The 23,988-nt window shown below is 38.5% G+C and carries 20 protein-coding genes and 1 riboswitch; of the genes, 4 read left to right on the top strand and 16 right to left on the bottom strand.

The genetic code is table 11. The features are described from left to right. Positions 1-24: 24 nt before the first annotated feature. Positions 25-807, bottom strand: a complete 783-nt coding sequence (locus tag V7083_RS08825; RefSeq protein WP_335477147.1) for an amino acid ABC transporter substrate-binding protein — start codon at positions 805-807, stop codon at positions 25-27. 384 nt (positions 808-1,191) lie between these two features. Between V7083_RS08825 and V7083_RS08820 the strand changes: the two genes are divergently transcribed. Further along, on the top strand, positions 1,192-2,403 hold the full coding sequence (locus tag V7083_RS08820) for an ROK family protein (protein ID WP_335477146.1): 1,212 nt from the start codon (positions 1,192-1,194) through the stop codon (positions 2,401-2,403). Positions 2,404-2,442: 39 nt separating this feature from the next. Here the strand turns inward: V7083_RS08820 and deoD are convergent, their stop codons facing one another. From deoD to V7083_RS08785, 7 genes are all read right to left on the bottom strand, one after another. Then, complete coding sequence (deoD, locus tag V7083_RS08815; protein WP_335477145.1) at positions 2,443-3,147, bottom strand: purine-nucleoside phosphorylase; 705 nt, start codon at positions 3,145-3,147, stop codon at positions 2,443-2,445. 235 nt (positions 3,148-3,382) lie between these two features. Next, positions 3,383-4,480, bottom strand: coding sequence for a GGDEF domain-containing protein (locus tag V7083_RS08810; protein WP_335477144.1), 1,098 nt, complete (start codon positions 4,478-4,480; stop codon positions 3,383-3,385). Between the two features lie 40 nt (positions 4,481-4,520). Further along, positions 4,521-6,803 carry an EAL domain-containing protein gene (locus V7083_RS08805; protein ID WP_335477143.1) on the bottom strand — a complete coding sequence of 761 codons (2,283 nt, stop codon included), beginning with the start codon at positions 6,801-6,803 and terminating at the stop codon, positions 4,521-4,523. A 110-nt stretch (positions 6,804-6,913) separates the two neighbouring features. Then, positions 6,914-6,996, bottom strand: a riboswitch (cyclic di-GMP riboswitch). 190 nt (positions 6,997-7,186) lie between these two features. Beyond that, on the bottom strand, positions 7,187-7,672 hold the full coding sequence (locus tag V7083_RS08800; RefSeq protein ID WP_335477142.1) for a GyrI-like domain-containing protein: 486 nt from the start codon (positions 7,670-7,672) through the stop codon (positions 7,187-7,189). Positions 7,673-7,875: 203 nt separating this feature from the next. Next, positions 7,876-9,621 (bottom strand): aminodeoxychorismate synthase component I, encoded by a 1,746-nt coding sequence (gene pabB / locus V7083_RS08795; RefSeq protein WP_335477141.1) that lies wholly within the window; start codon positions 9,619-9,621, stop codon positions 7,876-7,878. After that, positions 9,593-10,207, bottom strand: a complete 615-nt coding sequence (locus tag V7083_RS08790; protein WP_335477140.1) for an anthranilate synthase component II — start codon at positions 10,205-10,207, stop codon at positions 9,593-9,595. Before V7083_RS08790 ends, pabB begins: the two co-directional genes overlap by 29 nt. A 39-nt stretch (positions 10,208-10,246) precedes the next feature. Further along, positions 10,247-11,692: an HD-GYP domain-containing protein gene (locus V7083_RS08785; RefSeq protein WP_335477139.1), complete on the bottom strand. Its 1,446-nt coding sequence runs from the start codon at positions 11,690-11,692 to the stop codon at positions 10,247-10,249. Positions 11,693-12,193: 501 nt separating this feature from the next. Here V7083_RS08785 and V7083_RS08780 point away from each other — a divergent pair. Beyond that, complete coding sequence (locus tag V7083_RS08780) at positions 12,194-13,663, top strand: M20 family peptidase (RefSeq protein WP_335477138.1); 1,470 nt, start codon at positions 12,194-12,196, stop codon at positions 13,661-13,663. A gap of 330 nt (positions 13,664-13,993) precedes the next feature. Next, on the top strand, positions 13,994-15,085 hold the full coding sequence (locus V7083_RS08775; RefSeq protein ID WP_335477137.1) for an HD-GYP domain-containing protein: 1,092 nt from the start codon (positions 13,994-13,996) through the stop codon (positions 15,083-15,085). An 82-nt stretch (positions 15,086-15,167) separates the two neighbouring features. Here the strand turns inward: V7083_RS08775 and V7083_RS08770 are convergent, their stop codons facing one another. Both V7083_RS08770 and V7083_RS08765 read right to left on the bottom strand, forming a co-directional pair. After that, complete coding sequence (locus V7083_RS08770; RefSeq protein ID WP_335477136.1) at positions 15,168-16,427, bottom strand: MFS transporter; 1,260 nt, start codon at positions 16,425-16,427, stop codon at positions 15,168-15,170. A gap of 107 nt (positions 16,428-16,534) precedes the next feature. Then, positions 16,535-17,758: a MerR family transcriptional regulator gene (locus V7083_RS08765; RefSeq protein WP_335477135.1), complete on the bottom strand. Its 1,224-nt coding sequence runs from the start codon at positions 17,756-17,758 to the stop codon at positions 16,535-16,537. A 126-nt stretch (positions 17,759-17,884) separates the two neighbouring features. Between V7083_RS08765 and V7083_RS08760 the strand changes: the two genes are divergently transcribed. Next, complete coding sequence (locus tag V7083_RS08760; protein ID WP_335477134.1) at positions 17,885-18,667, top strand: GNAT family N-acetyltransferase; 783 nt, start codon at positions 17,885-17,887, stop codon at positions 18,665-18,667. A 21-nt stretch (positions 18,668-18,688) separates the two neighbouring features. On the opposite strand, the gene V7083_RS08755 is transcribed toward V7083_RS08760, so the two are convergent. The 6 genes from V7083_RS08755 to V7083_RS08730 form a co-directional block, all read right to left on the bottom strand. After that, on the bottom strand, positions 18,689-19,033 hold the full coding sequence (locus tag V7083_RS08755) for a PilZ domain-containing protein (protein WP_335477133.1): 345 nt from the start codon (positions 19,031-19,033) through the stop codon (positions 18,689-18,691). An 81-nt stretch (positions 19,034-19,114) separates the two neighbouring features. Next, on the bottom strand, positions 19,115-19,648 hold the full coding sequence (lepB, locus tag V7083_RS08750) for a signal peptidase I (protein ID WP_335477197.1): 534 nt from the start codon (positions 19,646-19,648) through the stop codon (positions 19,115-19,117). Between the two features lie 13 nt (positions 19,649-19,661). Next, positions 19,662-20,222: a GNAT family N-acetyltransferase gene (locus V7083_RS08745; protein WP_335477132.1), complete on the bottom strand. Its 561-nt coding sequence runs from the start codon at positions 20,220-20,222 to the stop codon at positions 19,662-19,664. Between the two features lie 204 nt (positions 20,223-20,426). Beyond that, positions 20,427-21,560: a glycerate kinase family protein gene (locus V7083_RS08740; RefSeq protein WP_335477131.1), complete on the bottom strand. Its 1,134-nt coding sequence runs from the start codon at positions 21,558-21,560 to the stop codon at positions 20,427-20,429. Positions 21,561-21,577: 17 nt separating this feature from the next. Further along, on the bottom strand, positions 21,578-22,444 hold the full coding sequence (locus V7083_RS08735; protein WP_335477130.1) for an EamA family transporter: 867 nt from the start codon (positions 22,442-22,444) through the stop codon (positions 21,578-21,580). Between the two features lie 81 nt (positions 22,445-22,525). Beyond that, positions 22,526-23,923, bottom strand: a complete 1,398-nt coding sequence (locus V7083_RS08730; protein ID WP_335477129.1) for an aldehyde dehydrogenase — start codon at positions 23,921-23,923, stop codon at positions 22,526-22,528. Positions 23,924-23,988 lie beyond the last annotated feature (65 nt).

The following is a 23,988-nucleotide window of genomic DNA, read 5'->3' as shown; positions in this document are numbered from 1 at the left end:
GAAATCCTGCTTTGTACTAAATTCTTACTTTAATACTTTATCTTCTCCAAACCATTTTGTTGAAATATCAGCAGCAGTGCCGTCTTCGTTCATTTTATCAAGTGCATTTTGCAGCTTCTTCAGCAATGCATCATTGCCTTTTTTTACACCTACACCATATTCCTCAGGGGCAAGTGACTCATCAAGAACTTTAAACGCACCCTTTTCTTTTGTCATGTAATAATCAATGACCACTTCATCAATAACAACGGCATCTAAGCGGCCGCTCTTTAAGTCATTCAATGCCATAACATTATCGCCAAACTCGGTAACAGTCTTAATTTTAGACTTGATTGGGTTGGCATATAATGCATCTGATGCCGAAGAAAGAGATTGTAGACCGACAACCTTACCTTCCAAATCAGACAGCTTTGATAGTTTTGAATTAGAGAGTGTCACAACGACTTGAGCATTTTTCAAATAAGGTTTTGTAAATAGAACCTTCTTCTTACGATCATCCGTAATAGTATAACCGTTCCAAATTAGGTCAATCCGGCCACTGCTTAACTCAGACTCTTTTGTTTTCCAATCGATTGGCTGAAATTCAACTTTCATACCCATTTTTTTGGCGGCTGCCTTCGCATAGTCAATATCGAAGCCGACAATATTATTCTTCTCATCACGGAAGCCCATTGGCGCAAATTTATCGTCAATTCCAATTACCAATGTTTTATCATCGCTTTTAGAATCCGTTGAAGAACCAGAACACGCTGTTAGTACAGTGAACAATGCACCTATTAATAAAAATAAAGCTGCTAAACGCTTCATAATCTGTTAACCACCTTTAATAGAATATCAAAATCCTTTAGTACGTTACCATATTATCATACTACCACATTATAACACTATAATATTCCGAAATACAACACAAAAATGTCTATTTCAATTAGCAAAATAAGCTTTTCCAAGAAGTACCTGAATTTTTCCAACCGTATTTTGACTGTAACGGTTTAGACTCCATTGCTTTACTCCTCTAATAGCATAAATTCAATACATAATGCTTGTATCCATTTTGAAAAAAACTTCCATAAAAATACAGACATTTTTTCAAATTTTCCCTCGCTTTTTATAAATATAAGAAAAACGGGTTTCTTCTTTTTTAAAACATGGGTAAAATATCTTGTAGATTGAATAATTTTCTGGAGGAACCGGATGCTCAAGGAATTTATTGGCATAACATCACCAAAAACCAAAAGTTTAAAGCTTTTATATAGTTTAATTCGTAAACTGGGACCTGTAAGAATTAATACTCTTTCCGAGCTTACCGGGTATAAGCATTCAACTTGCGCACGGTTGCTGGATGAACTGGTTCAAGAGGGATTAATTTATGATAGTGGGATTGGGGAATCGAGCGGCGGTCGGAAGCCGTTAATGTATGTGATACATCCTCATAAGAACTATGTGATCGGTGTGGAACTTACTAGTTTATATACTACCATATTATTGCTTAATCTTAATTTAGAAATCGTAGGCATTGAAAAATTAAAGATGAGCTCAGAATGTACTGGCGAATATACACTGGACTATATCACTTCATGTATTGATTCATTACTGGCAAAACACCAAATTGCAAAAGAGCAATTATTAGGAATCGGCATTGGAGTTATTGATCCTATCGACCGTGAGCAGGGAACCCTTAAGAATCCCCATTTATTTACTGCTGGGGGATGGGAAAATCTTAATATTATTGAATACTTGCAGAAAAAAAACGAGATCTTGGTGTTGCTTGATAATGGAATTAACCTTGCTGCCTTAGCCGAATATCGAAAAAATCATTGGAAGGAGACTGATAATCTCACTTTTGTCTCTAATGATTTAGGTATTCGTTATGGAGCCATCTTTCAAGGCAGAATGGTCAGTTATAAAAATGATATTGATGATGCATTCGGGCATATGACTGTTGATATTCATGGTCGCCGCTGTACCTGCGGGTCTTTTGGCTGTCTGCAAGCCTACTCTAGTATACCGGCAATCCGAGATGAAGTCGTCCGAAAAATCAAAAGAGGAAAATATTCTATCTTGCAAGAAAGGGTAACAGATCCTGGAGAGATTGACTTCCATCATATCTTAGAAGCGATTGAGGAAAAGGATCCGCTTAGTCTCGAGGTTGTCCAAGATGCGGCCTATTATTATGGTGTTGGTCTTAGCAACCTGATTTTGCTACTGCGGCCTGATGTTGTGATTTGTGGTGGGGCCTTAATACCAAAACCGCTCTTTTTCGATGTAGTCTCACAAACGGCGCAAAAGCGATTACGTCACAATACCCAAATTCAAACTAGGATCATTAAATCCACTACCGCTTATGAAATCGTGGCACAAGGAGCCGGCTGCATGATCCTTGATTATTTTACTGAAGAATATTAAAAAGGAATTTGCCTTATAGCGGCAAATTCCTTTTTCAATTTATTTAATTACTGCATCCAATGCAATCTCAATCATATCATTAAAAGTGGTTTGACGTTCTTCTGCCGTCGTTTCCTCGCCGGTTAACAGGTGGTCACTTACTGTTAATACGCCAAGAGCATTGACTCCATAACGGGCCGCAATCGTGTACAGCGCGTTTGTTTCCATTTCAACCGCAAGCACTCCATGTTCGCCCAATTTTTTATAAAGATCCATGCTTTCCCGATAGAATACATCTGATGAGAAAACATTACCCACCCGAAGGTTTAAGCCTTTTTCAACACCCGCATCGTAGGTTTTCTTAAGAAGATCCCAGCTTGCACATGGTGCGAAATCAATTCCGGAAAACTCCAAGCGGTTAATTTGTGAATCAGTGCTCGAAGTCATGGCAATAATCACATCGCGAATTTTAACATCTTTATTTAAAGCTCCACAGGTTCCAACGCGAACTAAGTTCTTAACACCATAGAAGCGAATCAACTCATTTACATAAATCGAAATAGATGGATGCCCCATACCTGTTCCTTGAACCGATACTCGCTTGCCCTTATAGGTTCCAGTAAAACCAAGCATCCCACGGACGTTATTATAGCATTCCGCCCCTTCCAAAAATGTTTCGGCAATATATTTTGCACGTAAAGGATCTCCTGGAAGCAGAATGGATTCAGCAATATCTCCTTCTTTAGCACCAATATGAGTACTCAACAACAATTCCTCCTTATGTAAAAACAAAATTAGTAAATCTCTACTTTAATACTTTGTCGTTTAAAGTGTAATTTATTCCATTCGGAATGTAAATAGATAAAACCATAAGTGATAAAAAGTGGGCAACCTTTCTTATTTACACGTGATTCATTCCTTTGTATTTTTTGTACTTTTTATATTTATTAAAAAAAGAGCACAAAAAAAACCTACCTATCCTCTTGGCAGGTGGGAATTTTTATTCTGTATTCTTTGCAATAACCGTCTGATTTTTTCCATTGTGTTTGGCTTCATATAAACAGTCATCCGTCATCTTAAAAAAGTTTTCTTTCCCAAGCCCCCTATCATAAGAGGACAATCCAATACTTACTGTAACTGCCTTATGATCTAATTCCTCATGAATCATCTGGCTCACACTTTTCCGCAATTGTTCCGTCAATGCAAATGACTCAGCAATACTTTTTTCGGTAAAAATAACCGAAAATTCTTCACCGCCATATCTTGAGGCAAAATCGTTCAGTGTAATATGAGCCTTAATTTGGTCGCTTACGCGTTTTAAAACAATATCCCCCACCCAGTGTCCATAATTATCATTGACCTTTTTAAAATTATCAATATCAATAATGGCCAATTGGAGGGGCAATTGATTGTTTTCACTTTGTTCAATTAACCCTTCAAGATATTCATGAAACGTTTTATGATTATATAAATCGGTTAGAGGATCTATCTTACTGGCCCTGTCCATCAAAATATTTTTCACTAGCAATTCTTCTTGTTCTTTATTTGACTTTTCCAAGTGAATAAAAAATTGTTTCCCTCTACTAATAATACCTAATGAGATAATTGTAAAACAAATGTAGACACCAATATATAATAATAGGTCAGGTGCCGTTAAATCACGTGAGAAAGGTTTATGAAAGAAGAACATCCCTACAATGGAAATTAAGCATAATGCACTTGTAAAATAAACTTTTTCATATTCAAGGTATAATGCCGAAATAACGATTGCAATAAATAGAATAAAATGAATACCATTCACATATGGATAAAGCCAAATGTAAACCAATAATGATAATAATAATCCCAATAAACCGAAATATTCATTCCACCGTTTAAATAAACGGCATAAAATTTCGATCACAATCAACAAGGAGGTAATCATCATTGACTGCAGAAAAAGCAACTGCTTTACGTTCCTTATATAATTTTCAGTCCCTGAAGTCGTCAATAAGCCTATACATGTTAGAATCGATCCAACTAAAATTGACCACCAACTTATTTTCCGGATCAATTTATTTAACTTGGGTATCTCCATTAACGTATCTTTTTCGTTCATAATGGTTCCTCTCTATTTCTTGATAAAAGCGCGAAACTGTTTACCCTGCTGCATGATCCCATTGCGCACCCTTCACGACCATATCATGAAGCAATATCCCAAAGCTAAAAGAATCCAGAGGTTTTGAAAATAAATAGCCTTGTCCGTAGCTACAATTAAGCGCTGTTAATATTCTTGCCTGATGCTCGTGTTCAATTCCTTCTGCAACGACCTTTAAATTTAAGTTTACTCCTAAGTCAATGATTGTTTTCACCAATGATTCTCGCTCGGAATCAGCCATTACATCAATAAACGATTTATCAATTTTTAGCGTATTTATCGGTAATTCGCGTAAAATATATAAAGATGAATAGCCTGTCCCAAAATCATCAATCGCCGTTTTTACTCCCATGGTTTTTAACTCATTTAGGATCTCTGTCGATTCTTTTACGTTTTGCATGATGCTTTCGGTAATTTCCAATTCTAGATATTCCGGTTGTAGACCTGTATCACGTAGGATATTTTGTACGGTTTTGATAAACTCATAATGTTGAAATTGTCGAACAGAAACATTTACCGATAGATACACAGGCGATAATCCCGCATCTTGCCAAGCCTTATTCTGTTGGCAGGCATTTTTCAGTACCCACTCGCCAATCATGACAATTTGCCCAGTTTCCTCAGCAATCGGGATAAACTCGGCCGGTGAAATCCATCCCAAGTCTGGGTGCTTCCAACGTAATAGGGCTTCTACACCTTTTATTTTTCTCGATTTCATTTCAATAATTGGCTGATAATACACCTCAAGCTGTTTTTTATCAATGGCTTTTCTTAGTCCATTCTCAAGCTGTATTTTGCGGGAATTCTTTTGATTCAATTCTTCATTAATAAATTTATAATTGTTTCGCCCTCTTCCTTTTGCCAAATACATGGCTACATCAGCGTTTTTATGAATCTCTTCTGCAGTATTTCCATCTTCGGGATATAAACTAATCCCAATACTTGGAGTTATAGCTACCTCATGTTCACCTATAACAAAAGGCTCGGAAAATTGCCGAATAATGGTTTTAGCCTTATATTCACATTTATTCCTGTCCGCATCAGGAAGAATAATAATAAATTCATCCCCGCCCAACCGATAAATATGATCACGCTCTCCTAAAGTACCTTTTAGCTTTTCGGCAGATTTTTTTAAGACTTGATCTCCAAATAGATGCCCCAGGGAATCATTTATATTTTTAAAACGGTCCAAATCAATTAATAGAAATCCAACAATACGATTGTTTTCACTTGCCATCTCCATTATTTGGTCCAGATCCTCATTAAAGCTTGCCCGATTATTTAAGCCGGTTAATTGATCGAAATAGGCCAAAATTTGGTATTCACTCATGATGGTTTCACTTCTTTTAATAATAAAAATCTGCCTGGTCAGAATGATGGGAAAGATAATGGATAACCCAAAACTTAATAGGTTGACATGCCATTGATAGCTTTGAAGCTCCAAAATAATTAGAAATAGAACACTGACCATTGGAAAAAGAGACTCTTTGGCTTCAGGAGGTTTTTCAAGCTCCCATTTAAGTTCGGAGGATTGATCCTCCGCATATAGTCCAACCAGACCGATGACCATTATTGCTAGTAAATATAAAACATCAACCACGTTTCCTGGAATATATGTATGGTGTGATAATTGAAATACATAAATGGTATCGGCAATAATTTGAATAAAAAATCCAATCGTAAGTGGGAAGATGGGAAATTTCTCATTATGATGCTGCGATAGTTGAAATAGTAATATGGTAATAAACAAAATCGTTAAATCAGTTAACGGTAAAGCCACAGCGAGAAAAGTCGCTAGGAAAGATTGACTAACAGCCCCCAATATAGGCTTAATTAAGTAATGAATACTAATCACCGTGGCACTTATCATGAAAATAAAAATATTAAATAAATGTGGATTTTTCAAAAAAGGGCCACTCCACAATTTCGTTTTATACATTAATGCAATGGAGTAAAAGATATAGCCCGCTTGCCATATAAACGAAGTGAATAAAGGAAAGTCGGTTTTTCCGGTAGTTACCTGGACAAAGAGGTAAACAAAATTGGACACTACAATCAGGAAGGATCCGATACAAAGTAGCATCCAAAAATATTTGCTTTTATCTGATATTTTCCGATAGGCTTTAAAGAGCCAAATACCGCTTAGGATTCCTCCAAATATAGGAAAAACTGCTACACCTATCGCCCTCAACGATTCAATATCTTTAAAAATCAGCGTCCAGCAAAAGTATAAAAAATTGGTCAGTAATAAGGCGATTAATGCTGCTCGTCCAGATGTAATCATCGTAATCCCTCACGTTATAAGTATGTACGTACGTTCACAATCATTTTTTCAAAAACAAAAAGAGCTATTTCCACTTTGGAAATATCTCTTCGGTTTGCAAAAGTTAACCCTTCGGTAACTCAGCCACCATAGGTTATCCCGTAGGTCTGCAGTTTTGCGTCCTCATCTTTCAATGAGTTTGCCCTGATCAAATATATTTTATTTTAACATTGATATATAGAATAATATAGTGTTTTTTAGTATACAAGTATGGTATTTATTAGTTCATAATACCTAATTTCCGCCACATGTACTAATGGTAAATACAACCATATAACCTTTGAAGTTTATATTAAAAAAACTTGTCACCCGCTTCTTTACGAGCAGGTGACAAGCCTTTATTTCTAATCATTTTGTTGCTGTTTCACTTTATTCCTCTTCAAAGGAATCACAATTCTAGTCAGCAGTTCGCTTTCTTCTACTTCGCCGGGAGAATTATAATAATATTCATAGTAGACATCGCTTCTTTCATATCCATGGTCTGCAATCCAATTGATGATTTCCTGATAGGCGGACTCCATTTCGGAATAGGGCCCCTTATACATGTAGGAAGCTACCTTACCGGGAGGAATCAGACCTGCCCTTATTTTGTCACGGTCTGGGAACAAACCAGCTACCGGGAAACCTACCTCTACCTCAACATTCTGGATATCCATGTTATAGTATGCTGCATAAGGAGCACCAATCGGACCTTCTCCAAGCTCATTCAAATATGAGGTAATTTGCATGAAGCTTTCACCAATCAATTTTGGCAGCAGATCCATTGTCGTTTTTACCCTAATCGTTAATACAGGCTGAATCATTTGTTCAAGCAGCTCAATATTGGCCATTATTATTTCCCCCTTTTTCAAAAAACTTTGCTCATTTCTGAACAAGTTGGATTACCAAAATCTACTTTTTTGAAAAATCTATGGGAGCAAGGGATAAAAATACTTTTTGCGAGTAATATTTTACCAGTCACTTATATTTATAGTATAAAACAAAAAAAGGCACATGAAAAGGGCAACACCTAATCTTGGTAGTTGCCCCCTTCCTAATGCTCTTGTACCTGTACATCGATCCATTTCCGTACACTATTAATAAAACACACCCGCGTGCATTTTTTCAAATCGGCTTTGGTGAGAATTTTTTCATGGATTTTCCCAGATTTAATTAGCCTATTCCGATAGGTTCCTGCAAGAAGGCCACTCTCCACTGGAGGTGTCCAATACTGACCATCCATTTCTATGACAATATTCCCATTAGTGAATTCAGTCAGCTCCCCGCTCTCATTCCACAGCAACACATCAAAAACATCTTTCGGCTTATTCTGCTGAAAGTCAGAATAAATCATTCGGTTCGTTGTTTTATGATATAAAAAAGGAGAATTTTTATCGATAGGGTGTTTAGCCACCATTACCTGCAACGGTTCATCCATTGGCATAATAGACTGGCCTTCCATTATTAGTGAACCGTCACGTGATAAAAGCAAGCGAACCTTATAGCAGCCTAGTTGATTTTGCATGGCAAACTGCTGCAAAGATTCTTCCACGTTCCCTTTTTTATAAATGAAACCGAAATACTGTGCAGAATCTTCCAATCGTTTCAGATGTTCTGCCAGTAAAAAATACGTTCCATTCTCTAGTAAAATGCTTTCCAGCAATTGAAATGGCGGACGATTCTCACTCAACAATTTCGCTTTTGCCAAGATTTCTTGGTACTCTCCTTCGGCAGTAGAATCCCAAGTAACACCTCCGCCCACCCCATAGGTGGCTTCGCCGGAGTGCTGATCAATGATGACCGTTCTGATTGGAACATTAAAAACAGCTTCCTTCTGAGGAGTAATAAAACCTATTGCACCGCAATACACTTCACGTGGTGCTGTTTCTAACTCAGCAATAATGTTCATCGTACTAACCTTGGGAGCACCGGTAATGGAGCCACACGGAAACAGTGCCTTAAAGACATCAAAAATGGTGACCTGCTCGGAAACCTGCGCTGAAATGGTCGAAGTCATTTGATGCACCGTTGGGTATTGTTCAATATCAAAAAGGCTTTCCACTTCAACCGTTCCCGGTTCGGCGATCATCCCTAGATCATTGCGCAATAAATCGACAATCATTACATTTTCAGCACGGTTTTTTTCGGAGTGATAGAGCCAATTGGCATTGGTGATATCCTCATTTAAGGTCTTTCCCCGTTTTACCGTTCCTTTCATTGGCCTGGTGACGATTTTGTCCCCTTTCAAATGAAAAAATAATTCAGGTGAAGCGGATAAAATGCTGTGGTCCCCTGCATGCAGATAGGCACAATAGTTTGAGGTTTGCCCCCTTTTTAGATTTTCAAAAAAGGCCATTTCATCTCCCTGAAATTGCGAGGTTAACCGGATTGTATAGTTAATTTGATAAGTGACGCCATCCTCAATCGATTGTTTTATCGAATCAATAGCAGCGTTATACTCTTCTATTTCGATAGAAGGCTTCCATTCTGACAAAGTGTACGTACCTGAACTGTTTAACGGCAGATGGTCGGGTTCTTGAAAAATGCCAAACCAAAGTAATGGCAATTTGTTCCCTTTGTGGACCATGTACGCAGGATCAAAGGCAGGGGCACTTTCATAAGAAAGAAACCCAGCAGCATAGAATCCCTGTTCAACAGCGTCCTCCACCAACCGAAGGCAAGGCTCAACCTCTTCAATCGTGTAGGCTGTAATCACACGATGAGGATTTTGAAACGTATAGGGTATTATTTTTCCATCAGAATGCGAGAATTCAAATGAGAGAATAGGTTCTGTTTTCATCAGTTTCTTCCTTATATTGCTTTGTATGTTTAAAGAAATTCTTTAGCATCTCTAAGCCATATTCTGTGAGAATAGCCTCTGGGTGAAATTGAACGGCTTCGATTGGGTATTGGTGATGGCGAATTGCCATGATCTCGTCATCCTCACTTCGGGCGGAAATTTCCAAGCACGATGGCAATACGTCCTCGTCCACGACTAATGAATGATAACGGGTGACCCGCATGGGAGATGGCAGGCCGTTGAATAACCCTTTTTTGTCATGGATGATGCTTGAGGTTTTTCCATGCATAGGCTTGCTTGATTTTTTCACCAACCCTCCAAAGGCCTGAGCAATAATTTGCTGACCCAGGCATACACCCAATATTGGAATCTCTTGATAAAAGGTTCTGACTACCTCTAAGCAAATTCCTGAAGAATCCGGGTTGCCTGGTCCTGGTGAAATGAGGATCTGGTCTGGTTTCAACTGACGGATTTCCTCCAGTGTAATGGCGTCATTCCGTTTGACAATCACCTGTTCACCAATTTTTCGAATATATTGCACTAAATTAAATGTAAATGAATCATAATTATCAATCACGAGTATCATAAGATATTTCTGTCTCCATTTCTCGTAGTATTGGAGTTATTATAATGCAGTAAGCTTATGAATCGTTTCTGGGTCTTTGATAAATTGGGATGGATACTCATATACTAATGGATTTCGTTCGCATAACCTCTCCCATGCCATCACACACTGTGGATCAAAATGAGTGCCACTATTTTCTTTAATGTATTCCATGGCTTTTTGGTGCGGCCATGGTTTCCGGTATGCTCGCTCAGAAGTTAAAGCATCATAAACATCTGCCACTGCAACAATTCTTGCAAAGTATGGAATCTTTTGACCTTTTAATTGGTCGGGATATCCAGTCCCATCCCATTTTTCATGATGGAATCGGATGATTTCCAATTCATCCTTCATGAATCCAAGATCTCTACACATATCATACCCATCAATCGGATGTCTTTCAATTCTAACCCGTTCCTCTGCAGTTAATTTGCCTGGTTTATTTAAAATCGTATCCGGGACTCTTATTTTTCCAACATCATGGACGAGCCCTCCCTGAACAATAATTCGAAGCTGTTCCGGCTTTAAGTGAAGTTCTTCTGCCAGTTTAAGAGCATACATGGTTACACGCAATGTATGCCCTGCTGTGTAGGTATCTTTCTTTTCTGTAGCTGTAACAAGAGCTTTAACACTTGGAATAATACTATGGGTAACCCGTTCAAACGGATCATTTGTAAAAAGGGAGCGAACGGAATTGACAAGCGTCCCCTTTACCGAATATTGCTTATACAAACCTATTATCATCACAATCATCGATGCTAGTAATAAAAAGTGATAAATCCACCAACTAGAGGCCCATAAAACCCCTCTTACCATGATAATTTGAGAGACAGTAATCCAGCCGGAACTGTACACTATGGCAATTTGCAATGGAAAGCGCGAATAACGATATGAATAATAATAGCGATAAATCGTAAAACCATTTAATAGAAAAACCACTGCTGTAATGAGGATATTAAGTGGTTTTACATTTAATGGGATCAAATTTGCCAAGTTTGGATACATCATTCCTACTGTTCCAAATATACACAACATAACAGTCCAAACCGAATGAAGGTAACGCTGATGCTTTGAGAAAAATTCAATAACACGATTGTCAGAAGGCAGAGCCGATAAGGACATCCAACTAGCAGCCAATAACATGCTTAATTGCGCCGATATACCTGGCAAGCGGGTACTTCCAAGTAAAAAATGCGGCGTAGATAATCCATGAATCGAAAATAGGATAGCTAAGGATAAAAAGGATAGAGATAGAAAGCTGACCTTAATATTCCGAATTCTGACTCCGACAACCCCGATGGCAATTGAAATCATACTCGCTAAAATCGATACCACGCTGACAATATAAAAATGCCCATTGGGAAACATATACATCGTGTCTTTTAGAACACCAGAATACAAAACTTCAAATACAAGATAGGGAATGATCACTGCTGCTAATGGCCCAAGATAGCTGTGTCTTTTCATAAAAACCCTCCATAAAACCTAGTCCATTAGTCTATAGTAGCATAGCGTGTTAGTAGTGAATAGAAAACTTTATCTTGAAATAGTTTTTTCCAACATTTATAGAAGGGAGCTAATTATTCACCCATTTAATACCTGATCATTTAGATCGTATATCTTAGCCATTTTTGCGCGTTTTAAGGGGCTGATTGGATGGAATCAAATCGGTATTTGATTCGGTATCGACAAGAATATTCGATATATCAACATAAATTCACCTGTTATCAACAAAAATTACCAGGTATTCAACACAAATGACCAACCTATCAACAACTGCCAATTTCTAGACACAACTTGTCCACCCACCGTGGACAAATACCCCTCATTTGTCCACGAGCGGTGCCTGTCACCAACTGGCCCTTTTCCACATACTCTAGTGAGCTTGCTCATAGTATTAAAATAATAGTCAAAATTTTTAAAAAATATTATAGAATAGAAGTATATGATTATGTGGGGGGAATTTATTTGAGGAAGAAGATAGTATGGATTTTGCTTGGTCTCATCCTTCTATTCATCATTGTAACGGGATACAACACCATTACCATTAAATCAAAACAACCATCGCCTCATCCTACTAATACCACTCTTAATCAAGAAGAAGCGGTAGAGCATTTATCGAAAGCTATTACCTTTAAGACCGTTTCCTACCAGGACCACAGTCAGTTTGATTTCAAGGAATTTGACAAGTTTATCGCATTTTTGCATACAAGTTATCCGACTGTTTTTCAGAAGCTTGATTTTGAAAAGATAAATGGCTACGGCTTAGTTTTCAAATGGAAAGGGTCGGATTCTAGTAAAAATCCAGTCGGCCTGACAAGCCATTATGATGTGGTTCCCGTGTTAAAAGATACGGAATCGAAGTGGGATCAGGATCCATTTAGCGGAGCAGTGGTTGACGGAAAGATCTGGGGTCGAGGAACGCTTGATGATAAAATCGGGGTAATCGGTATTCTCCAAGCTGTGGATTACTTATTGGCAAATGACTTTACACCCAATCGGGATCTTTATTTCATGTTTGGTTTTGACGAAGAAATCGGGGGAAATGAAGGGGCGAACAAAATCGTTTCTACCTTAAAAAAGCGGAGGATCATGTTTGATTACGTCTTAGATGAAGGCGGAGCAATCGTGGAAAATATGGTTCCGGGCGTGAAGCAACCGGTCGGTGTTGTCGGCATTTCTGAAAAAGGCTCGGCAACTGCCGAATTGACCATTGAAGGCAGTGGTGGCCATTCCTCCCAGCCAAAGGATCACACCAATATTGGCCGTATAGCAAGTGCCATTGCCAAACTTGAAGATACCCAATTCAAAGGTGAGCTCCGAGGACCGGGAAAAGATCTATTTGAATATGTGGCTCCTGAAATGAGCTTCGGTATGAAATATGTGTTTGCCAATAAAATGATTTTCAAGCCGATCATTGAAAAAATCTTATTGCAAAAACCTGCGTCAGCAGCATTAATTCGTACTACAATTGCTCCGACTATTTTTCAAGCCGGAGAACAATATAATGCCTTACCTGAAAAGGCAACGGCTATTATTAATCTGCGCTTAATGCCTGGGGATTCTTTGCAGGATGTTAAAAAATTTATTGTCGACACGATCGATGATGATGATATTAAGGTGACAGTCACCGGCAGTGAAGCCTCAAAAGTTTCCTCCATTGACGGCTGGCCATTTAAATCGATCCAGCAGGCTGCCCGAAATGTTTATACAGATGCGGTCGTAGCCCCTTACCTCATGTTTGCCGGTTCTGATGCCAAACATTATGACCAGATTGCCAAAAATACGTATCGCTTCCTGCCGGTTCAGATTACCTCCGAAGACCTGAATCGAATGCATGGAACCAATGAACATATCAGTATAGAAAACTATTTAAACGCCATTAAATTTTATGTCGAAATACTGAAGGAAGCCAGTAGGATGGAAACGGTTGATTAATTTATGTAGCTTGCAAATATACAAATAGGCTGTTACTACTGCAGAGTAATTCAAATTTGAATTAGCTCTGCTTTTTAATGTGTAAACTGTACGAAGACTCCCTACTGAAGAAGCTATCTACATTTTTTTAACAAATTTTTGCATATAGCAATCAACTTTTCTATAAAAAGATTAATACTTTCGTGATATACTATCAATGTTTATAAAGATACCCTTCCTTGTTGAAAGGGAAGAAGCTATATTTAGATTGAAAAAGATCCTAATCTATGAATTTAAATATTTTCAACTATAAACAACGATTTATTCTGTAGAGAAAAAGTAGGTGTTAAATTGCGTTTAGTATCTATAGGGAACTGCCACCCCGGAATGGTAGTCGGAAAGCCCATTTATACAGAACGTGGAAATGTTCTTATCGCAGCAGGCGTTACCCTGACAAATAGGATCATCCATCGTTTACAACAAAGAAATGTATCAGTTTTATATATTCATGATGGCTTAACCGATGATTTAGAAATTGAAGATGGTATACCAATTGAACTTCGGGCAGAAGCGAATATTCGAATTAAAGAAACATTTGATGAACTAGTTAAAGGAAATAGTCGTGATGGAAAGAAAATCAAACATTTCAACGTTGATAGATTGCTGAATGTTCTTGACAGTTTGCTTAATGAAGTGCAAAGAACGAAAAAGGTGTCTAAATTATTGTCTGATGTGTACATTCACGATGATTATACCTTTGCTCATTGTACGAATGTTACCATTTACACATTTGCGATGGCAATGGAATTAAAATTGACGAGAGGAGAAATGAAGGCCATCGGCATGGGAGCCATGTTGCACGACATTGGAAAATTACATGTTCCTCGAGAAATTCTTAATAAAAAAGGGAGATTGACAGCAGAAGAATTTGATTTGATTAAAAAACATACTGACTTTGGTTGGGAAATTCTCCGCAATGAGCCATCTATTTTTACTTCATCTGCTATTTGTGCCTATCAGCATCACGAGAAATTAGACGGAACAGGATATCCAAAAGGATTGAAAGGGGAAGAAATCTCCCGTTTCGCTAGACATTTAGCCGTAGCAGATGTATTCGATGCATTAACTTCAAATCGAAGTTACCGAAAAGCGATGCTCCCACATGAAGCGATGGAAATCCTTTATGCAGGAACACACTCCCAATTTGATCCCTTTTATCTTAAAGCATTCCAAAAAGCTGTGGCTACCTATCCTGTTGGTGTAACTGTCACCTTGAGTACTGGAGAAACGGCTGTTGTATCGGAATATAAATTTAACGTTCCTGATCGTCCAACTGTTCGTGTGATTAAAGATCCTTACGGAAACATATTGGATCAACCATATGAGATCGCTTTATCGGATCAATTGAATATTACAATTACAGGGTGCGATGCCATTCTCTAATAAATAAAAGGTTCCTTTTTTCAAGGAACCTTTTATTTATGAAAACGGTAGAGCCAATAAAAAAGCCGTTCAACAACTTTTTCTAGGCTCTGGAGTTTATTACAATCTCAACACGAACTTTAGGCGTTGACCGCATCGTAAACAGCAGAAACATAATCCCACCTACAATTGGAATAATGTAGGCAGAAAAGTGGTTTAAGAGCAAGCCTGCGGTGATCATCGCTAAAGGTAACATCGTTTTCGCTATGCTAATGCCGATACTAAGCACTCGCCCCCTAAATTCATCAGGAATTTCCTTTTGCATAAAATAAGCCAACGGTACATCGATCAAGGCAATAACGGCACCTATCAGTAACATCACGATGCAGTAATAGATGACATAAAAGACCGGATGTAATAAATAACTTTCCAGTAATACCGGAAATCCTATTAGGATCATACATACTGCCAATGTAATACTCAAATACTTTAGAAAAATCCCATAAGAAATCTTGTTGGTTAATTTTTTTACCATTAACGCCCCAAGGATGATCCCCACGGGCAAAGCGCCCTCGATGATGCCAAATTCTTTTGGACTCAGTCCCAGCACCGTATTCAAAATATAAGGCAAAGGTACCATAACCGCAAAGCCCATAAAGAAATTAAGCGAAATGAGCAAAATAAAAAGGTTGATTAGATTCTTTTTTTCCTTCAAATATTGAAACCCTTCTTTGATATCTTTGATAAATTGGACCTTTTCCGTAGCCTGCTCACCCACTTGAAAAAGTTTAAAATTAATCAACATCAACGATAATCCTGAAAGAATGAAGGAGATTCCATTAAAGATAATAAAGGTTCTTATATCAAAAAGGGCAAACACAATTCCTCCAATCATTGGCCCCATGATGGAAGAGACGGAATCAATGATTTTACTGATCGAATTAATACTCATCAGCTTTTGTTCAGATACCATATTCGGCTTTGCTGCCTCCATTCCCACCCCAAAAAATGTTGTGAACACCGTCAACAAAAAGGTTGTTACATAAATGGTGATCAGATTTAAACCAACTATACTACTAAACCAAAACACCGCTACTAATAGGAGCCCATTTAACAAATCCATTGAAACAACCAGCCGTTTTTTGTTCCATTTATCGGCAATCACACCCGCAAATGGATTGATTAACACCATCGGAATAATTCCCAAAATCAAGGTGACTGCAAAGCTTAAAGCAGATCCTGTTAATTTTAAAACATATAAACCCAATGCAAATTGGTAAATCGATGTGCCAAATAAGGAAATCGTCTTCGCTGACGAATAAATGTAAAGATTTTTCCATTCTGTTCGATTTATGAAATTCATAACATCCACCTCACCTTTTCTTTAATAAAAGTGTAAGATGTCGGGTAAACCCAGCCGCAATAGGTGGATTTCATACTTTTTTAGCTAAAAAACAAAAAAAGATAGGGTTAACCCCACCTTTTTCCGAAAAATAAATAAGAATAGATTTCTTCTCCCTGGACAAAAAAGTCTTCGAATCGTCCGCCACGGTCAATCGGTTCAGAAAGCCTTTCATCCAGTGTTTCATATCCCAATTCAGCAATTTTTTTTCTGATTTTGTTCACCATGAAATGATCCCGGTATTCGGAAGCAATTTTACTTTTTGGACTGAAATTTTTAAAAGTCAAATACGATCCTAATAGATACCCCTCCCGCTTGATGAGGTGATCTACCTCCCGAAGCAGAAACGCTTCATGTTTAAAGCTGTAATTGCTCGTTCCCGAGGAATCAATCAAAATATCGACGGTTTGGTTGGGGATAGGAATTTCCAGAAAGTCTGCACAAATAAAAAGGATTTTTCGCTTGAAATCACTTCTCTCCAGCAGGCTTTTTAAAAACTGATGCCGCTCCAGATTATGATCCACAGCAATGTAGAGACAATCCTCCGGTAATTCCTGAAGAATATTTCGAAGGAAAAAACCAACCCCTGTTCCCAGCTCAAGCAAGACCTTCTTGTGCAAATCAATTTGATGAAGCTTCCGTTTCGATACATGCAAGCTAATATTGAGATTTTCCAGAAATGTCGGGTCCGTTTCCTGAATATATTCATGGACACTGTTTGCTAGTGCACTTTCACTTTCGGGCCTTACCGGATTTCCTACTATTAATATCCCGGATTCTATGAGGTAGACCTCGCCACACTCACAGGAAAGCTTGCCATCCATGATCTGATTTCGACTAATGGTCCCGTCCAGAAGTGTGAGAGGCTCATGGCATTTATGACAGCAAAGCAGATTTAAAACACTTAGATCAATGCCCGTTGAATGGCGTTCCCTTAAAGATTTAGCGGCAAGCTGATCTATTTTTCCCTTTAGCTTATGGCTAATATTTTGTAGATCCTTAATTTCCTGTTCCACTTTTTCTACTTTATTTAAAAACAACGATTGGTAGTAAAGCTCCGTTTCATAATCTGTCAGGTTTCCAAAGCTTTTATAATGAAATATTGTTTTGATTTCATTTAGACTAAATCCCATCCCCTTAAATTCCAAAATAAGCTCCAGGTCCTTTTGACAGTTCTCGTCAAATTCGTATTGGCCGCCCTTCTTTTCTGGAACAATTAACCCCAAATCCATGTAATGCCGGATTGTATCGATACTCAAGTTATTTTCCTTACCAAATTTCCCGATTCTCATCATTCATCACCAGTGATTTTTTATTCTTACCATACAATTCTCGGTAAATCTTGAAAAGTCCTACCATTTTTATCTTGAAATTTTAGAATTATGTGTATACTCTAGTAACACAAAGGGGGAGTTGACATGATTAGAAAACTTACTGAGCAGGATCATCAACAGATAATGGCTTTTTTAAGTGAGGAGCCTTCTATTAATCTTTTTATCATCGGTGATATTGAAGCCTTCGGTTATTCTTCAGAATTTCAGGAGCTTTGGGCAGAGTTGGATGCTGAAAACAATATAAAAGCGGTGATGCTCAGATTTCATCAATCCTTTATTCCTTATGCTAAGGGGGAATTCGATATCAACGGGTTTGCTGCCATTATGAAACAATACAGCCAACCTATTTCACTTTCAGGCAAGTCCGATATCGTGGAAAAATTTGAAGGCTACGAAGGTTTGAAATTGGGTGCAAAAAGGATTACTTTCTTTGCTGAATGCCGTTCCGACGAAAATCTTAGTACTACTGATGTCGAGGTAAAAAAGGCTACCATTGCGGACGTTGATCAAATCATTGAGCTTCGCAGTTTAATAGAAGAATTCCATATAAATAAAGATGCACGCAAAATGTTAGTTCAGGTGATGGAGTCTAACTCTGGCAGAACCTATTATACGGAGGACAAAGGCATGATGTCTGCATGCGTTTCTACAACTGCGGAAAATTCCATGTCAGCGATGATTGTCGGAGTTTGTACCCGGAAGGAATATCGCCGTAAGGGCTTGGCAACGGCTATCATGCAAAAGTTATTTAAGGAAGTCTTGAGTGAAGGAAAAATCCTGTGCCTTTTTTATGATAATCCCGAAGCAGGGCGCATTTACAAAAGACTTGGCTTTAAAGATATTGGGATGTGGACGATGCATCAGTAAAAATTTAAGGGATACCGTTTTTTACGTTATCCCTTGATTTTGATTAATATGATTAAAATTGAATTGGACACCGTATTCAAAGAATTGATTGTCCAAACTCCGTTTTCTAATAACCTTTCCGTAAAAAACTAACTCTCTGCCATTTAAGGTTAGCAAGATTTTATACATATTTAAGTAATTCACCGGGAATTCCACTTGGCTGGCACATCTCATTCCACCCGCACTCAAATCAATAACATAAACGACTTCCTCGTTTTCTGATATCATTTTTTGATCAAACGAAGTACTGACAAGTTCGATCGAGGCTTTCATGGGAATGTTGAATTTTACTCGGTCATATACTCTTCGACTTATCTTAGTTTTCATCGAATCACCTGGTGAGTTTTTTGTAGAAATTACATATATGGAATTATAATCTATTTCTCTCTAAAAAAATAGGTTTGCATTTTAATCTGTTCTTCTTATTTGTGAAAAAGGGAAAAAGACAAATTCTGATTGCCCAATAATTTCTGCTTTTTGGATAAAGCCTAAACCGTTCCTGCTATCCATGCTGTATAGTCTGTTGTCCCCCATCACGAAATATTGGTCCTTTGGAACTTTAATTGGTCCAAAGTCACCTGTTAATAGATTGCTCACTCTCTTTGCTAATTTCCGATTTTCCGATAGATATGGTTCGTCAAATAATACCCCATTTATAACTAATTGATCGTTTTCCATTTCAATGGTATCTCCAGGTAGACCGATTAGTCTTTTTACGTAGTTTTCATCTTCCCCCTTTATAATAATGATTTCCCCTCTTTTGAGGTCACCCCATTTATTCACAAAAACCCTTTCTTGGTTATGTAGTGTTGGTTCCATTGATGCCCCTTCCACTTCATAGGGGGAGAATAAGAATGTCCTCACTACAGCAGCGATTCCAATCGCAATGATCATCGATTTCCCCCAGCTTTTCAACTCACGTTTTGTATGTGATTTCACCAGTAATCGCCTCCTTTCATGAATAAATGTCTGCTTTAAGAAGTCCGTAAAGCTCTATATCAACAATTCCTTTACCTGACCACAATGTTGCTTGCCTTAGTAGTCCTTCTTTACTAAAACCATTTTTTAAAAGGACTCTTTTTGAATTCTCATTTTGCGGCATGACTTCAGCCTGAATTCGGTTAATATCTGCTTTTTCGAATAAAAATTGTATTAATACTCTTACGGCTTCCGTGGCAATCCCCTTGCCCCAATAGGATTCATTAACTAGATAGCCTACCGTGACCATATTGACTTTTTGATTGAAATCAAGCGCCTCAATGATCCCAACCAACTCATGTTGCTGAAAGATTCCCCATTTGACCCTAGTTCTTTTTAGGAAATCCCGCTCAAAATGGCCAATCATCTTTCTAACAGTTTCTTTATTGTGCTTAGGAATGATGCCGCAAAAATCAAATATCCGTTCATTGTCGTAAATGGAAAATACTGCATCGAGGTCCTGTTCAGTGATTTTTTTGAGAGTGAGAGATTCAGAGGATAAGGTCGGCATCTCTTGAAAAATAGCTTCCATGTTCATTTTAATTGGTTCACCTCATTGATATGTATGTCGTCATTTCCAGTATAAACCAATTTTGTAATTTGCTCTACTTTTTGTTGCGGGAAGGTAGCTATCGGAATTCTCTCATCACTTTTTACGGCTACCTCCCCTTGAGAGTCCTGCTACCAAACCACTTTTTCCGCTTTCTGCCAAAACAGGTACGTAAGCCCTCTCTTCATACCACTACCTCATCAATTTAAGTATCCGGCAAACATTTTCTACAGCAAATGCCAAATTAGCTTCCCCAAACTTTAAAGCTTCATCTAAAGAAGTTACTCCTTTTAAAATTCCAAAAATCCCGGTGATCCCATGTTCATATAGAGCCTCAGCACCGTCGCCCACCTTGCCGGCAAAGGCAATGACAGGGACAGAATGTTTTTTCGCAATGGCGGCTACCCCTGATGGTGTCTTGCCGAACAGGGTTTGACTATCCATGCTACCTTCTCCAGTAAAAACATAGTCTGATCCTATGATTCGCTCCTCTAGCCTGCTATACTCAATGACCAGGTCAATTCCTTTTTTCAATTTTGCATGTAAGAACGCCATAAGACCAGCTCCAAGTCCGCCAGCGGCCCCTGCTCCTGGCATCCACGCAATATCATGATTTAATTGTTGCTTTATCATGTTGGCATAGTGGGTGAGATTTTGATCCAACTCCTTCACCATCTCAGGAGTTGCACCTTTTTGCGGTCCAAAAATGACTGAGGCCCCGGTTTCACCGATCAGGGGACTAGTGACATCGCAGGCGACATCGATTTGAGCGTTTTTTAACCTCTCATCCAAGCCGCTTATATCAATCGTATGTAAGCGGTGTAGGGCCCCGCCGCCAAACTCTAATTCACCACCATTTTCATCCTTAAAGGAAACACCTAAAGCCTGGAGCATTCCGACTCCTCCATCATTGGTCGCACTGCCGCCGATTCCTATTAAAAATCGACGGACTCCTTGATCCAGGGCATGTTTGATTAGTTCTCCGGTACCATAACTAGTCGTGATAAGCGGATTTCGCTCCTCCGATGTCAGTAATTCCAAACCACTTGCTCTGGCCATTTCAATGACAGCCGTTTGCCCCTCTGACAAAAGACCATATTCCGCAAATATCTGTTTTCCTAGTGGACCGATTACTTCTGTTTGAATAAGTTCCCCATTAAACAGGTTTACTAGAGATTCCAACGTCCCTTCTCCACCATCAGCCATCGGAACCAACACACATTCCGCATCAGGAAAGACCTTTTTTATACCTTTTTCCATAGCAAGAGCAGCCTTTTTCGCTGTCATACTTTCTTTAAATGAATCAGGTGCCAGCACAAACTTCATAACCATCTATCCTTTACTTACCATTTTAAGACTAATAGAATTGTTCCAGCAGTGATGACAATTCCGCCAATAATCGTATGCTTTTGCGGCTTTTCTTTTAAAAAAATAAAACTTAACAGCATGGTAAGAACAACACTAAATTTATCAATCGGAGCCACAATAGAGACTTTTCCGATCGCAATAGCGGCAAAATAACATAACCAGGATAGCCCTGTTCCAACTCCCGAGAGGATTAGAAACAAATAACCTTTTTTCGAAATTTCTTTCATTTCCTTATGAGTTCCTTGGAAAAAGACAATCGCCCAGGCAAACACCAAAATCACAATGGTCCGTAGAAAGGTCGCCACATTGGAATCTACCTCAATCATCCCCAGCTTTGCTAATATAGACGTTAGAGCCGCAAATAAAGCAGATATAATCGCGTACACAATATAGATTTGTGAACCGGTAAATCGTCTCTTTTCTTCATTTTTTCCAATCAAAATAAATGTTCCTACGGCAATGATTGCCCCTCCTGCCATTACAAGGGGGTTGGCCGGCTCTCTTAAAACAAGAACGGAGAAAGCAATGGTTAGGACAACGCTGGATTTATCAATAGGAACAACTTTAGAGACATCCCCTATTGCCAATGCCTTAAAGAAAAATAGCCAGGAGAACCCCGTTGCCAAGCCAGACATGACTATAAACCCAAGTTCTTTTCTGGAGATCAGCACGATCTCTCCAAAATGGCCGGTAACCATCACGACCAGGAAAGACATCAGTAAAACAACAATGGTCCGGATTGCGGTGGCTAAGTTAGAGTTCACATTCTCTATTCCAATTTTAGCTAGAATTGCTGTAAGCGCCGCAAATATGGCTGCTAATAATGCTAAAAAAATACTCATTGTTTTCTCCTTTTTCTTGTTCCGTTATAGAGTTTAACAAAAAAAGGCCAGGTTATTTGGCCAAAAACGAAGAGCAATTCTTTATTTCAAAAACCGTCGTACTAATTTTAAATTCTTATCATTGTATGGCGGGAATAACAAGGGTAAATCAATTTTCGTGCTTTTCTTGAGAATGCTTTTGGCATGTGAAAAGGTCGTAAAGCTATAATGCCCGTGGTAGGCTCCAATCCCAGAGTTGCCTACACCGCCAAAAGGCAATTCAGGGTTTGCCAGGTGTGTGACTGTTTCATTAATGCTTACCCCGCCAGAAGATACTTCCGTCAACACCTTTTCTTCAACTTGTCTATCCGATGTAAAAAGATATAAGGCCAATGGTTTCGGAAGTTGGTTAATAGAGATTATGGCATCATCTAATTCCTTGTACGGTAAAATGGGCAGCAGCGGCCCAAATATTTCATCCTCCATTGATGGTGAATTCCAAGTGGCTTCAATCAAAGTTGGTTCAAAAAAGCGGGTTTCGGAATTGGTAGCTCCTCCAAAAATGATGTGATCCCTTTCTTTTTCAAGAATGTTTTTTAATCGGGCAAAATGTTTATCACTAACAATTCTCCCAAAATCGGGACTCTTTTCAATATTGGTTCCGTAAAACTTAGTAAGCGCTCGCTTCATTTCATCAATCAATGCATCTTTAACACTTTCGTGTACCAATAGATAATCCGGAGCAACACAGGTTTGCCCTGAGTTTAACGTTTTTCCCCAAACGATTCGATTAGCCGCCACTTTAATATCAGCACTTTGATCAACAATAACAGGACTCTTCCCGCCCAATTCAAGGGTGACAGGCACCAATTTTTTCGCAGCTGCTTCCATGACGATTCTTCCAACAGGAACACTTCCGGTAAAGAAAATATAATCAAAGGATGCATGGATTAATGATGTGGTCGTTTCGACTCCGCCTTGGATAGAACGTATATAGGCTCTATCAAAAATGGTATCAACCATTTCCGTTATGACAGCTGAAACATTAGGAACAACTTCTGAAGGCTTTAAAACAACACAGTTTCCGGCTGCAATCGCACCAATAAGGGGTTCAATCAACAGCTGAAAGGGGTAATTGAAGGGTCCAATAATAAGAACTGTCCCATAAGGCTCGTACCTGATCATGCTTTTTGATGGAAATAAAGCAACCGGTGTCTTCACCTTTTTAGGTTTTGCCCATTTTTTTAATCTCTTCATGGTATGGGTAATGCTATTTAACACAAATCCGACCTCGGAAGCGTACGACTCGAAAGGATGCTTTCCAAGATCTTTCCTTAGCGCTTCGTTAATTTTGGACTCGTACTGAATAATCCCCTTTTTTAATCTCTCTAGCTGCTGCAAACGAAAATCAATATTTTTTGTTTCTTGGGAATGGAAGTATTGATGATGCTCTTGAAGAATATCACTTACATTTTCTGGGGTTAATTCAGGGAAAATCATGACATTCACCACCTTCATTACTATTTTTGGCGAATCTTTACCATTTATTATAAACGTTAGAACTT

The sequence above is a fragment of the Bacillus sp. JJ1764 genome (assembly GCF_036962145.1).
GTDB lineage: Bacteria > Bacillota > Bacilli > Bacillales > Cytobacillaceae > Neobacillus.
The sequence above is the reverse complement of the archived record's forward strand: the minus strand, read 5'-3'. Positions and strand labels throughout refer to the sequence as shown.

Excerpts from the sequence above, each read along its gene's own strand:
- V7083_RS08790 (WP_335477140.1), bottom strand. The coding sequence starts at position 10,207 with ATGATACTCGTGATTGATAATTATGATTCATTTACATTTAATTTAGTG.
- pabB (WP_335477141.1), bottom strand. The coding sequence starts at position 9,621 with ATGAAAACAGAACCTATTCTCTCATTTGAATTCTCGCATTCTGATGGA.
- V7083_RS08810 (WP_335477144.1), bottom strand. The coding sequence starts at position 4,480 with ATGAACGAAAAAGATACGTTAATGGAGATACCCAAGTTAAATAAATTG.
- V7083_RS08755 (WP_335477133.1), bottom strand. The coding sequence starts at position 19,033 with ATGAAAACTAAGATAAGTCGAAGAGTATATGACCGAGTAAAATTCAAC.
- V7083_RS08760 (WP_335477134.1), top strand. The coding sequence starts at position 17,885 with ATGATTAGAAAACTTACTGAGCAGGATCATCAACAGATAATGGCTTTT.
- V7083_RS08730 (WP_335477129.1), bottom strand. The coding sequence starts at position 23,923 with ATGATTTTCCCTGAATTAACCCCAGAAAATGTAAGTGATATTCTTCAA.
- V7083_RS08785 (WP_335477139.1), bottom strand. The coding sequence starts at position 11,692 with ATGAAAAGACACAGCTATCTTGGGCCATTAGCAGCAGTGATCATTCCC.
- V7083_RS08805 (WP_335477143.1), bottom strand. The coding sequence starts at position 6,803 with ATGATTACATCTGGACGAGCAGCATTAATCGCCTTATTACTGACCAAT.
- V7083_RS08825 (WP_335477147.1), bottom strand. The coding sequence starts at position 807 with ATGAAGCGTTTAGCAGCTTTATTTTTATTAATAGGTGCATTGTTCACT.
- V7083_RS08740 (WP_335477131.1), bottom strand. The coding sequence starts at position 21,560 with ATGAAGTTTGTGCTGGCACCTGATTCATTTAAAGAAAGTATGACAGCG.
- V7083_RS08820 (WP_335477146.1), top strand. The coding sequence starts at position 1,192 with ATGCTCAAGGAATTTATTGGCATAACATCACCAAAAACCAAAAGTTTA.
- V7083_RS08800 (WP_335477142.1), bottom strand. The coding sequence starts at position 7,672 with ATGGCCAATATTGAGCTGCTTGAACAAATGATTCAGCCTGTATTAACG.
- V7083_RS08745 (WP_335477132.1), bottom strand. The coding sequence starts at position 20,222 with ATGAACATGGAAGCTATTTTTCAAGAGATGCCGACCTTATCCTCTGAA.
- V7083_RS08770 (WP_335477136.1), bottom strand. The coding sequence starts at position 16,427 with ATGAATTTCATAAATCGAACAGAATGGAAAAATCTTTACATTTATTCG.
- V7083_RS08735 (WP_335477130.1), bottom strand. The coding sequence starts at position 22,444 with ATGAGTATTTTTTTAGCATTATTAGCAGCCATATTTGCGGCGCTTACA.
- V7083_RS08765 (WP_335477135.1), bottom strand. The coding sequence starts at position 17,758 with ATGAGAATCGGGAAATTTGGTAAGGAAAATAACTTGAGTATCGATACA.